The organism is Streptomyces sp. NPDC022552 (assembly GCF_055561875.1).
Map to the genome: position 1 here is coordinate 217,647 of NZ_JBVHGJ010000013.1, position 12,285 is coordinate 229,931.

The 12,285-nt window shown below is 69.5% G+C and carries 11 protein-coding genes; 6 read left to right on the forward strand and 5 right to left on the reverse strand.

Going from position 1 to position 12,285, the window contains the following annotated elements; all coding sequences use genetic code 11:
• Nucleotides 1-58 precede the first annotated feature (58 nt).
• The 4 genes from ACZ3OF_RS28730 to ACZ3OF_RS28745 all read left to right on the forward strand — a co-directional run bounded on the left by ACZ3OF_RS28730 (nucleotide 59) and on the right by ACZ3OF_RS28745 (nucleotide 3,430).
• Nucleotides 59-769 (forward strand): TetR/AcrR family transcriptional regulator, encoded by a 711-nt coding sequence (locus ACZ3OF_RS28730; RefSeq protein WP_467307636.1) that lies wholly within the window; start codon nucleotides 59-61, stop codon nucleotides 767-769.
• 138 nt (nucleotides 770-907) lie between these two features.
• On the forward strand, nucleotides 908-1,453 hold the full coding sequence (locus tag ACZ3OF_RS28735; protein ID WP_467307638.1) for a winged helix-turn-helix transcriptional regulator: 546 nt from the start codon (nucleotides 908-910) through the stop codon (nucleotides 1,451-1,453).
• Nucleotides 1,454-1,601: 148 nt separating this feature from the next.
• A complete protein-coding gene (locus ACZ3OF_RS28740; RefSeq protein WP_361674736.1) occupies nucleotides 1,602-2,900 on the forward strand; it encodes a cation:proton antiporter in 1,299 nt (432 codons plus the stop codon).
• Nucleotides 2,897-3,430, forward strand: a complete 534-nt coding sequence (locus ACZ3OF_RS28745) for a flavin reductase family protein (protein ID WP_361674738.1) — start codon at nucleotides 2,897-2,899, stop codon at nucleotides 3,428-3,430. The genes ACZ3OF_RS28740 and ACZ3OF_RS28745 overlap by 4 nt, the downstream gene beginning before the upstream one ends.
• A gap of 30 nt (nucleotides 3,431-3,460) precedes the next feature.
• Here the strand turns inward: ACZ3OF_RS28745 and ACZ3OF_RS28750 are convergent, their stop codons facing one another.
• The 3 genes from ACZ3OF_RS28750 to ACZ3OF_RS28760 all read right to left on the reverse strand — a co-directional run bounded on the left by ACZ3OF_RS28750 (nucleotide 3,461) and on the right by ACZ3OF_RS28760 (nucleotide 5,792).
• Entirely contained in the window at nucleotides 3,461-4,120 is a 660-nt protein-coding gene (locus ACZ3OF_RS28750; protein ID WP_467307641.1) for a TetR/AcrR family transcriptional regulator, read from the reverse strand.
• Between the two features lie 254 nt (nucleotides 4,121-4,374).
• A complete protein-coding gene (locus tag ACZ3OF_RS28755) occupies nucleotides 4,375-4,980 on the reverse strand; it encodes a response regulator transcription factor (protein WP_361674742.1) in 606 nt (201 codons plus the stop codon).
• A 161-nt stretch (nucleotides 4,981-5,141) separates the two neighbouring features.
• Complete coding sequence (locus ACZ3OF_RS28760; RefSeq protein ID WP_467307643.1) at nucleotides 5,142-5,792, reverse strand: TetR/AcrR family transcriptional regulator; 651 nt, start codon at nucleotides 5,790-5,792, stop codon at nucleotides 5,142-5,144.
• A gap of 279 nt (nucleotides 5,793-6,071) precedes the next feature.
• Between ACZ3OF_RS28760 and ACZ3OF_RS28765 the strand changes: the two genes are divergently transcribed.
• Nucleotides 6,072-7,283, forward strand: coding sequence for a cytochrome P450 (locus tag ACZ3OF_RS28765; protein ID WP_361674746.1), 1,212 nt, complete (start codon nucleotides 6,072-6,074; stop codon nucleotides 7,281-7,283).
• Nucleotides 7,284-7,352: 69 nt separating this feature from the next.
• On the forward strand, nucleotides 7,353-8,921 hold the full coding sequence (locus ACZ3OF_RS28770) for a flavin-containing monooxygenase (protein WP_361674748.1): 1,569 nt from the start codon (nucleotides 7,353-7,355) through the stop codon (nucleotides 8,919-8,921).
• Nucleotides 8,922-9,057: 136 nt separating this feature from the next.
• Here ACZ3OF_RS28770 and ACZ3OF_RS28775 read toward each other — a convergent pair whose 3' ends face one another.
• Entirely contained in the window at nucleotides 9,058-11,265 is a 2,208-nt protein-coding gene (locus ACZ3OF_RS28775; protein WP_467307646.1) for an MMPL family transporter, read from the reverse strand.
• Between the two features lie 339 nt (nucleotides 11,266-11,604).
• The coding region (locus ACZ3OF_RS28780; RefSeq protein ID WP_467307648.1) for a thiamine pyrophosphate-dependent enzyme at nucleotides 11,605-12,285 on the reverse strand (681 nt) is incomplete at its 5' end.

The window sequence follows — 12,285 nt, forward strand, 5'->3', positions numbered from 1 at the left end:
GCACCGGGCGCACGAAGCCGAGGTCATCACGGCCCTCACGGAAAGGCATGATGGGACCGTGCCCCGTACCAATCCCACGCCCGGCCGCGTCGGCCGCCCACCCGTGACCTCCCGTACGCAGATCCTCACCGTGGCCCGTCGGCTCATCGACGAGAGCGGCTGGGACAAGCTGACGATCCGCGGACTGGCCGCCGAGATCGGCATCGGGGCGACGACGCTGTACCACCACGTACGGGACAAGGAGGACCTGCTGCTCCTCCTGATCCACGAGTACGCGCAGCAGATTCCCCACCCCGAGCAGTCCGGTGAGCCGCGGGACCGCATCGTCGCGGCCGCCACCGCGATCCACGACGCCCTCACCGAGTGGCCGTTGTCCGCCGAGGTGCTCACCAGCGACCGGTTCATCTCCCGGCTCAGCACCCCTGCCCTGCGGCTGATCGAGGACATCCTGTCCGGCTCGATCGACCACGGGTGCACGCCCGAACAGGCTGTGCAGGTCTTCCGCAACATCTGGTACTTCACGGTCGGCGAGGTCCTCATCCGCGACCACTCCACCGACGCGCAGGCGCAGGCGCAGGACGAGCCGTCCGCCGGCCTCGCCGCGTTCGTCAACGAACTCGACGCGGACCAGCTGCCCCACCTGACCGCCCTCAACGACCGATGGACGGCGCTGGCCGCGCTGGACACCTTTCCCTCCACGCTCGGCGCCCTCGTCGACGGACTGCTCTCCCAGGCCACGTCGTCGGCGCCTCGGAGCCCGAACCGCTGATCAGGGGCGCTCTCCCGGCGTGCCGACCGGCCCGGGGGCCCGACCGGGTCTTGCCGTTTTCTTTCCGGTCGTCCTCGTCGGCCCCGGCGACACCACAGGCTGGCACCAGACGTTTCCGATCGCCCATGGGAGCTGACGGTGAGTAGCGAACTCTTGAGCGGCACGGAGGCCGGGCGTACGGAGTCATCGCGGCAGGCCGGCCCGAAGGCGCGGATCCCCGACTGCCCGCTCGCCCGTACGGTCGGGGTCATCGGCCCGTGGTGGACCCTGGAGATCCTGCACGAGGTCCTCGACGGCCATGACCGGTACGAGGCGATCCGACGCAATCTGGAGACGCCCGCCGAGATGCTCCGGGACCGGATGGCCCAGCTCGTCACGAGGGGCCTGCTCGAAACCGAGGACGGGGCGGCGGCGCCGGAGGACCGGAAGTACCGGCCGACCGACAGCGGCCGCGCCCTGCGTCCGCTGATCCTGGCCATGGCCGCGTACGGCAATCGCCGGCTGTGCCCGGAGGACCGCAGCCTCGTCGTGGTGGACGCCGCGACGGGGGCGGAGGCGGACCCGGTCGTGGTGGACCGGGTGACCGGCCGGCGCCTCGACACGGCCGACTTCCTCTTCGCCCGTGGCCCCAAGGCGAGCGAGGCGATCATCGCCCGCTATCCGCAGGTCCCGGAACAGCGCTGACGCGCTCGTCGACCGGTCCGGTCACGACGCCGACAACCACGGCTCCTCGAAGCACCGCACGCCGGAACGCGGGCGCGGGCCCACGACCGCCGCGCGCCCTTGTTAGGACCGACCGAACCGGAACAGCCACGAAAGGCCCCCCGACATCATGGATCCCTCGGAGTTCTTCTCGAGAGCCGCGCACGTGATCGTGGCGCTCGCCGCCCTCCTGGTCCTGGCACGCGCCGGCCGGGCAGCCGCCCGGTGGCTGGGTCAGCCGGAGGTGGTCGGCGAGGTCACGGTCGGCCTGCTGGTCGGCCCCGTCGTGCTCGCCCTGTCCGACCGTGCCCTGTTCGACGCCCTGCTGCCGGCCGCCGTCATCGACGTACTCAAGCTGGTCGGTCAGGTGGGGCTGGTGCTCTATCTGGTCGGCCTCGCCCACAAGTTGCGGCCGGGGCCCGGCGGGCCGCCGCGGCAGGCGCTCACGGCGCTGACCGCCGGCGCCTTCGTGGTGCCCCTCACCACGGGCCTGCTGCTGGTGGGCCTGATCGCGCTCACCGACGACGAGGCGGCCCGGGGCGATGTGCCGCTGCCCGCCTTCCTCCTGATGGTGGCGGTGACGATGTCGATCACCGCGGTTCCCGTGCTCTCCCGGATCCTCGGCGACCGGGGCTTGAGCGACTCGGCCGAAGGACGGCTCTCGCTGGCCTCCGCCATCGTCATGGACAGCATGGGCTGGATCCTGCTCACCCTGGCCATCGGGCTCGGCGCGGGCAACCTCGGAGGCCTGTGGGAATCCCTCGGCGCGCTCCTCGCGGGCGGCAGCTGCGCCCTGCTGCTCCGGCTCGGACTGCGCACCGGCACGGCACGCCGGCTGTGCCGCCGGATGCCGAGGACCACCGCGGTCCTCCTGGGCGGTGCCGCGCTGGGTACCGCGATGCTGACCGAGCACTTCGGCATGACCGCCATCGTCGGCGCCGCGATGGTCGGGCTGGCGATCCCCGGCGAGGACCTCGCCCCCTGGGCCAAGCCGGTGGACGCCGTGTCGCGCACCGGGCGGCTGCTGACACCGATCTTCTTCGTGGTCACCGGCGTCACCGTGCTCATCAAGGCCTTCACCGCCTCGTCCTGGACACTGATCGTCGGCACGCTGGTGCTGGGCTGTGTGGGCAAGCTGCTGGGCGGCTACCTCGGCGCGCGGTTCGCCGGCTCGCGCCGCTGGCCGGCGGCCCGGATCGCCGTCCTGATGAACACCAGGGGTCTGACCGAACTGATCGTGATCCAGGCCGGTTACAGCGCCGGCATCCTGCCCGCGCCGCTGGTTCTCGCCCTGGTGGTGATGGCTCTGGCGACCACGGCGATGACCGGCCCGCTGCTCCAGGTCGTCGACCGGGCCGAGCGGCGCGGCGCCGTGCCGGAGCCTGCCGTGACCCCCCGTACCGTGGCTACGGAAGGCAGCGTCCGATGAGCGAGCACTCGACCACGGCCGACTCGCCCCAGGTCACGGTGGCCGGGGCGACGCCCAAGGAGTTCCGCACCATGATGAGCGGCTTCCCCACCGGGGTGTGCGTGGTCACCAGCGTCGACGCGGCCGGAGCGCCGTGGGGGATGACCTGTTCCTCGGTGTGCAGCGTCGCCCTCGCCCCGCCGACGCTGCTGGTGTGTCTGCGCTCGGGCAGCCCGACCCTGGCCGCCGCCCTGGACCGTGGCGCGTTCACGGTCAACCTGCTGCACGAAGGCGCCCAGGACGCCGCCGAGTTGTTCGCCTCGGGCAACCCGCACCGGTTCGATCTTCTCCCGTGGGAGCAGGACGCGGACGCCTCCGGGCCCCATCTGGTGCGTGACGCCCATACGGTGGCGGACTGTGTCGTCTCCCTGACCCAGACCATCGGCGACCATGTGATCGTCTTCGGTGAGGCGCACCGGATCGTACGGCATCGTCCGCGGCCGCCCCTGCTGTACGGGCTGCGCCAGTTCCGGGCGTGGTCGAGCACCTGACCCCTCACCCGTGAACGTCGCGCGATGCCGTCAGGCGACGCCCTGGCGCAGGAGGCCGTCGACGACGGCCTCGAGTCCTCGCTGGTAGTGGCCCGTTCCCGCCCTCTCGGTCAACTGGCCGCCGAGGCCGGCCAGGAGGGGATAGGCGTCCGGGTCGAGCGAGAGCACGGCCCGCTCCCAGGGCGTGCTGCCGCCCTGCCGTCGGGCACGCTCCCGGCTGAAGCGGACGAGCAGCTCACCGAGGGTGTAGTACCAGATCACGCGGTAGGCGTAGAGGGCCCTCTCATGGCTCAGTCCGCAGGCGACCGCGGCGTCGATCATGCTCTCGACGATGCGTCTCGTCGGGGTGCTCACACGGTCGTCGGGGGTCAGCGCGTCCACCGCCCAGGGGCAGTCCGCGAGCATCTCGTGGAGGCTGCGGGCGCCCGCGAGGAGCCTCTCGCGCGGTTCGCGCGGCAGTTCCTCCCGGGGCAGGCGCTCGGTGCGTACCTCCAGCAGGAGGAGCAGCAGTTCGTCCTTGCCCTTGACGTGGTGGTACAGCGCCATGGGCGTGCTGGACATGTCCTTCGCCAGGCGGCGCATGGACAGGTGCTCCGCCCCTTCTTCCATGAGGATCCGCTCGGCGCTGCGGAGGATCGCCTCCCGCGAGAGACGGCGTGGCCGGCCGACGCGTCGGCCGCGGGATTCCATGGGATTCAGCTCTCCGAACCGTGAGGAAGTGGCGTGCCGACAGGTGCCGTTCCCGGATCACGTCAGGGAGAGCGGAACGCCTCGCGCGGCCCACGTCGCAGTCGGAGCATGCGAATGACGTCGGTCCCACCGGACTTCCCGCCAGCGTATGGATCGATTCGACGCCCAGCAAGGGGAGAAGCGAACGGCCGCGCGTGCGTTCGTCACCCGGCCGGGACGGCCGCGCCCTGAAGAGCCGGTGCGGGTGCTCCGGTTCAGATCCAGTGGGCGTCCCGAGCGACGCGCAACGCGTCGATCCGGTTGCGCACTCCCAGCTTCGTCACCACATCGGAAAGGTAGTTGCGCACGGTGCCTTCGGAAAGGCACAGCTTTCCCGCGATCTCCACCACCGTGTCCCCGCGGGAGAGTAGTTCGAGCACGGACAGCTGACGCACGCTCAGGGGACAGTCCTCGTTGGCCACCGCCGCCACGGTCAGCGCCGCGTCGAAGACCCGCTCGCCCTGATGCACCATGCGAATGGCCTCGAGAAAACGGCCGGGGGAGACATTGCGCCGGACCATACCGGCGATCTCCCCCGTGAAAGCCCTCCGGACGACCGACCGGGTACACGCGGTGGCCAGCAGCAGGGTGCGACAGTCAGGCAGGCTCGAGATCTTCTCGGCTATTTCGATGGTTTCGTCGTCCCGGCCTTCGTAGCTCATGATCGTCACATCCGGCCGGCACAATTCGGCGAACTCCAGTGCGGCGCGATTGGTGTCCACGGCTCCGGCGACCCTGATCTCGCCACGCTGATCCAGTAATGCCGTGAGCGAGGCCCGGGACAAATGCAGTTCATCGAATACCAGGACATCAATACTCACCCGGCTCCCCCTTCGTCACCGCAAGGACGCATGACCGCAGCATACGCGTACGAAAAATCGGCTCGCCCTCATTCTGGCCCCAGATGTGGCCTGGTCAAGCTCGACTTAGGAGAGGCTAAGTGGCCGCTATAACGGAACTATAGATTCCGGTCGACCTCGGGTCAGCGCGCGTTCTGGGTGAGCAGTCCGTCGATCACGGCTTCGAGGCCCCGCCGCCGGTCGTCGGCGGGCCCGGAGGAGGCTGCGGGCCGCGGACGGTCCGCCCCCTCGGCGGACGCCATGACCCGTTCCCGGAGGGGCCGCGCCGGCCGGCCCGCGGCGCGCTCGCGCTGCGAACGCGCCGTCAGACCACCGACGATGTACGACCAGATGACGCGATAGGCGTAGACGGCGTCGGCCGGACTCAGCCCGCAGACCACCAGGGCTTCGACGATGCTCTCCACGATCCGCATCGCCGAGGCGCTCACGAACTTGTCGGAGGCGAGGACCTCCACCCCCCAGGGGCAGCCTTCGAGGATGTCGTGGAGCGCCTGCGCCCCGGTGATGAGGCGTTCACGCGGGTGCTCGGGGATTTCGGGCCGGGGAATCCGCTCGACGTACGCGTCGAGCAGGAGCATCAACAGCTCGTCCTTGTCCAGCACATGGTGGTACAGGGCCATGGGCGTGCTGGACAGCTCCTTGGCCAGGCGCCGCATGGACAGGTGCTCCGCCCCTTCCTCGTCGAGCACGCGCTGCGCGGCGACGAGGATCGCGTCTCGGGACAGGCGGGGCGGCCGCCCGATCCTGCCGGGCCTCGGGTTGGGGGACTGCACAGGTTCCGCTTCCTTCACTGGTCCGGACCGTCGGCGCCGCGATGCGGGCGGCTTCGAGGTCGCAGAGTCTAGGACTGACGTGCCGTCGGAGATTCAGGAAACACCACGCAACTGGATGCGCCTTTTCGTCACTTCTCACCGGGAGGCCGGAATACGCGGGTGCGGTGCCGCGTGGCCCCAGGTGGGGCGCCATGGACCGCTTCCCCGGCGCCGGGTCGTGGCGGAAAGGAACCGGCAAGAATCCGGGCGGTACACGGGGCCGGCTGCCAATCTGAGGCAATGAGTCAGCCCGCTCTCCATGTTCGTTCCCTGGACCTGACGGATCCGGCCACCTTCGCCGAGAACGACGTCCACGAGTTCTGGCGCGAAGTGCGTGCGCGGCGTCCCGTCCACTGGCACGAACCCACGGACCGGAATCCCGGTTTCTGGGTGGTGTCCCGTTACGCGGACATCCAGTCGCTTTTCCATCATTCGGCGCTGAGTTCCGCCCGCGGAAACGTCCTCGACGTCGTGCTGCGCGGCGACGACTCCGCCGGCGGGAGCATGCTGGCGGTCACCGACGGCGCACGGCACCGCAGTCTGCGGAATCTGATGTTCACCGCGTTCACCCCGCGGGTCCTCGGCGAGGTCGTCGAGAAGGTCCGGCAGCGTACCGACGCACTCATGTCGGCCGTGGTCGAGAGGGGAACGTGCGACTTCGCGGCCGAGGTGGCCGAGAAGATCCCGATGAACACGATCTGCGATCTGCTGTCCGTTCCGGCCGCGGACCGCGCACAGCTGTTGCAGTGGAACAAGATGGCGCTGTCGTCGGATCGCGCGGACAGCAGTCAGCTCGACGCGATCGGCGCCCGCAACGAGATCGTGCTGTACTTCATGGAACTGGCAGAGCAACGGCGCGACCACCCGGGCAGCGACGTCATCAGCATGCTCGCGACCGCGGAGTTCGAGGGCCGTCGGCTGACCGTCGAGGAAATGGCCGTCAACTGCTACAGCCTGATTCTCGGCGGCGACGAGACATCCCGCCTCTCGGCGATCTGCGCGGTGCTCTCGCTCATCGAGAACCCCGACCAGTGGCAGGCGCTGCGGACGGGCGAGGTCTCCTTCGACACGGCGGTGGAGGAGATCATCCGCTGGGCGACGCCCGGCATCCATCTCGCACGGACCGCCGTCGAGGACTTCGAGATCGGCGGGCAGCGGATCCGTGACGGCGACATCGTCACGCTGTGGAACATCTCGGCCAACAACGACGAGTCGGTCTTCGACCGGCCGCGGCGGCTCGACCTGTCCCGTACGCCCAACCGGCACCTGTCGTTCGGCCACGGCCCGCACTACTGCCTGGGCGCCTTCCTCGGCCGGGCCGAACTGCGGGCGCTGCTGAGCGCGCTGGTGGACAAGGTCGCGCGGATGGAGCTGCGCGGGACGCCCCGGCCCCTCTACTCGAACTTCCTCACCGGCTACGAGAGCCTGCCGGTCCATTTCGAGAGCCGCTGACCGACCGGAGCGTCGGCCCCAGCGAAACCACGTCACATCAGAGGAACACTCCAAGGCGAAGAGGTAAGAATGAGGAAGAGTGTCTGTGTCATCGGCGCTGGTCCGTCGGGTCTCGTTGCGATAAAGGAGCTTCTGGACGAAGGTCATGAGGTGACCTGCTTCGACCGCAACACCGAGCTGGGCGGGGTGTTCCGGGCAGAAGTCGGCGCCGACGAGGCGGGCGCCTACGACTCGACGATGCTCACCATCTCCAATTACATGATGACCTTCTCCAGCTTCCCTCCCCCGCTCGGCCAGGAGAGGCTGTACTGGTCCGCGGGCGAGTACCGGCAGTATCTGCGGGACTTCGCCGAGAAGTTCGACCTGCTCCCCACCATCCGGTACGGGACCGATGTGCTGAGCGTGGCCAGGAACGACAGCGGCGGGTACGACGTCGAGGTCGCCCCGGCGGACGCACCCGAGAACAGGACGGTGCACCGGTTCGACTCGGTCGCCATCTCCACCGGGACGCACCGGGTGCCGAACTACATCGATCTGCCCGGCCAGGAGGACTTCGCGGGTGAGATCGTCCACTCGGCCCACTACCGGAACGCCGAGCCGTTCCGCGGGAAGCGGGTCCTCTGCGTGGGGATCGGCGAGACGGCGGCGGACGTCGTCAACGAGATCGCCCAGGTGACGGAGAGCTGCACCCTGTCCGTGCGCCGCTACCAGCCGATCGTCGAGAGGTACCCGGCCGGCCGGCCGTTCACCAACGACGCCTACACCTCGCAGCTGCTGCACTCGGTCCCCCTGGCCGCCGCCGGCACCTTCATGCGGCTCGGGATGAACCGGAACAAGAGCCGGGGCAGGACGGCCGCCGCCCGGGCCGTGGCCGCGTGGAACGCGAAGAACCCGCACTTCTTCAACCACTTCCTGACGAAGAACGACGCGTTCATCCACCGGATCGTCGACAACACCCTGACGGTGAACGCGTCGGGCATCGAGCGGCTCGGCAAGGACTACGTCCTCTTCAAGGACGGCCGACGCGAACAGATCGACACGATCATGCTCAACACCGGCTACATCGAGGACTTCAGCATCCTGAAGGACGTGAACGTCACCGATGTGCGCAGGCTGTACAAGCACATGATCCATCCGGACCTCGGCCTCGGCGTGGTGTTCATCGGCTGGGCCCGGCCGGCCGCCGGCGGCGTTCCGGCGTGCTCCGAGATGCAGAGCCGGTACTTCGCCCTGCTGTGCAGCGGCAAGAAGGCGCTGCCGGACCGGGTACGGCTCCAGAACCTGATCGAGCGGCAGGCCTCGTACGAGAACGAGGTCTTCCACGGCAACCCCGACCTGCGCACCCTGGTCCACTACAACCACTACATGCTCGACTTCGCCAAGGTGATCGGCTGCCTCCCCTGGCACCCGGCCCTGGCCCTGGATCCGCGGCTGGCCCTCCGGCTCTGGTGCGGCTCCCAGACGCCCCACGTCTACCGGCTCTTCGGCCCGCACAGCAGTCACCGGGCCGCGCGGAAGACGGTCATGAGCCTGCCGCCGGCGTTCAAGGCGTCCCAGGTGCTGGGGATCACGGCCGTGGGCCTCGTCTCGCGGGTGCTCATCGCCGCGGGCCTGATGAAGGCCGACCCCCTGTACTGAGCATCCTGCCCGGACTCCGTGGCGGTCGGCGACGCAGGAGCGCCGGCCGCCACGGTCATGTCGGGGGAACGACGAGGCCTCCCCGGCTGCCGAGTGGCTGCCGGGGAGGCCTTGTGCGTGCCGGGTTACGGGCGGCTCAGGCGGCCGGAACCGGCTGCCGCTCCGCGTCGTCCGCCGGGTCGCCCTCGCTGAGGCCGACGCGGTCGTGCAGCTTGCGCAGACTCCGCGGGGCGTACCAGGCGGCGCCGCCGAGGATCCGCATCGCCGCGGGCACGAGGACGCCACGCACGAGGAGCGCGTCGATGACGACGGCGAGACCGCTGCCGATGCCGAACATCATCAGGAAGCTGATGTCGCTGGTGCCGAAGGCGAAGAAGCTGACCGAGAGCAGACCGGCGGCGACGGTGACGATCCGTCCGGTCCTGGCGAGACCCTGCGTCACGACGGTGTCGCGGTCGTGACCCGCGTCGTGGAGCTCCTTCATCCGGCTGGTCACGAACACCTCGTAGTCCATCGAGAGTCCGAAGGCCACGCAGAAGAACAGCACGGTCATCGAGGTGTCCAGCGGCTGCGGGGTGAAGCCGAGCCAGGAGGAGAGATGACCGTCCTCGAAGATCCAGACCATCACGCCGACCGAGGCCGTGAGGCTGACCGCGTTCAGCAGCAGTGCGCGCAGGGGCTGGACGACGCTACCGGTGAAGAGGAAGAGCAGGATGAAGGTGGTGACGACGATCAGTCCGGCGGCGATGGGCAGGCGGACGCCGATGGAGTGCTTGGAGTCGACCAGACGGGCGTCCTGGCCGCCGACGAGCACCTCGGTGCCGGCGGGCGGTTCGACCGCGCGGATCTCCTTGGCCAGACTCTGGGCCTCCTCCGACTTGGTCTCGTGGCCGATGGTGACGACGAGCCGCTGGGCGTCGTCGCGGCCGAGGGCCGCGGCGGCGGGGCCGGGCTTGCCCGGGGTGCCGTCGCGGTACGAGCCGGTGCTGGTGGCCACCTGCTCGACGCCGTCCAGGCGGGACACCTCCTTCGCGTAGTCCTGGAAGGCGGCCCCCGTGGCGCCGTTCAGCGCGACGATCTGTACGGCGTTGTTGTCGTCGCCGGGGAAGTCCTCCTTGAGCTGGGTGGCCACCTGGCGGCTGCCCGCGCTCTCGGGCAGGACGCGCTCGTCCGGAGTACCGAACGTGACGGAGAGCAGGGGGCTCGCGGCCAGCAGCATGATGGCGAGCACCGGGAGCGCGGTCAGCGCGGGCCTGCGCATGACGACGGCGGCGAGCTTGCCCCAGAACGGCGTGTCGGTGCGCTGCACGCGTGCGGCCCAGGGCAGACGGCCCTTGTTCACACGTGCCCCGAGGGCGGCGAGCAGCGGCGGGATGACGAAGAGGGCGCTGAGCGCCGAGATGAGGACGACGCCGATGCCCGCGTAGGCGAAGGAGCGGAGGAAGAAGGGCGGGAAGATGAGCAGGGCGGCGAGCGCGGCGACGACCGTGGCCGCCGAGAACACGATCGTCCGGCCCGCCGTCTGGACGGTGCGGCGCAGGGCGTCGTCGACCTCCGCGCCCGCGGCCAGCTGCTCGCGGAAACGGCTGACGAGCAGCAGCGCGTAGTCGATGCCCAGGCCGAGACCGAGGGCGGTCGTCAGGTTGATCGCGAAGACGGAGACCTCGGTGGCGCTGCCGATGACGAAGAGCTCGGCGAAGGTCCCCATGACCGCGAACATGCCGATGACCAGCGGAAGGAGCGCCGCGACCACGCTGCCGAAGGCGAGGACGAGCAGGATGAGGGTGATGGGTACGGCGATGGCCTCGGCCACCGCGAGGTCCTTGCCGACCTGGGTGGTGACGTCGTTCATGATCGCGGAGAGGCCGCCGGCCTGGACGTCGACGCCGTTCTTGACGCCGCCGTACTCCTCGATCAGTTCCTTGGCGAGGTCGGCGCGTTCGTTCTCGTCGCCGTTCACATGGGCGAGGACGAGCGCCTTCTTGCCGTCGTGCGAGGTCAGGGCCTCGGCTCCGGTGTCCCAGTACGAGATGACGTTGCCGACCGTCGAGTCCTTCTTGAGTCCCTCGGTGAGGGTACGGCCCCGCTCCTCGACGGCCGGCGAGTCGAGCGGGCTTCCGTCCACGGCACGGACGAGCAGGACGAGGTCCGTCTCGCCGCCGAACTTCTCGTCGATGACGCTCTGGGCTCGCGCGGAGGGTGCGTCGGGGTCGTCGAAGCCGCCGCTGAGCAGCTTGCCGAAGGCTCCGACACCCAACGCGCCCATGAGCACGACGGCGGCGGCGGCGATCACAAGAAGTAACCGGGTTCTGCGCAGTGCGAGTTCGGCGATCCTGGTGAGCACGGTGGGCACTTCCCTTGGGTGAGTCGAGGGTGGAGACGCGGTGGACCGCGGGAGGACATGAGGCGGTGTGGGCCCGGCCGCACGCGCGGGGCCACACCATGAGCCGGTAGGAGCGGCGACGAACCCGCTCCGCACGGAGAGGGTGGAACCAGAATAGACAGCAGCACTAGCCGTTGTCTACTGGAAGGCTATACGTGGAACGACATGCCGCCTCGCGCTCCCCTCCTCTGCTCTACCGCCCCAACTCCCCCTGTGGACACGCCGTTTACCCCTCCACGGCGAAGCCCGGCCCCGCTCGTGCGGGGCCGGGCTTCGCCGTCAGGATGCGATGGGCTCGGGTCAGCCGACGACGGTCCAGGTGTCGTTGCCGGTGAGCAGCTGCCCCAGGTCGCCCTTGCCGTGCTGTTCGACGGCCGTGTCGAGCTGGTCGGCCATGAGCGTGTCGTAGACCGGCCGCTTCACCGAGCGGAAGACGCCGATGGGGGTCTGGTGGAGGGTGTCCGGGTCGGCGAGGCGGGAGAGCGCGAACGCGGTGGTCGGCGAGGCCGTGTGGGCGTCGTGGACCAGGATCGCGCTCTCGTTCTCGGGGGTGACCGTGACGACCTTCAGATCGCCGGTGGCCGGGTCCCGTACGACTCCCTTGTCCTGGCCGGCTCCGAAGCGGATCGGCTGCCCGTGCTCCAGCCGGATCACGGCTTCCTGTGCCTGGTCCTTGTCCTTGAGGGCTTCGAAGGCGCCGTCGTTGAAGATGTTGCAGTTCTGGTAGATCTCCACGAGGGCGGTGCCGGGGTGGTCGGCGGCCTGTCGCAGGACCTCGGTGAGGTGTTTGCGGTCGGAGTCGACGGTGCGGGCGACGAAGGAGGCTTCGGCGCCGATGGCGAGGGAGACCGGGTTGAAGGGGGCGTCGAGGGAGCCCATGGGGGTCGATTTGGTGATCTTGCCGACCTCGGAGGTGGGGCTGTACTGGCCCTTGGTGAGTCCGTAGATCCGGTTGTTGAAGAGCAGGATCTTGAGGTTGAC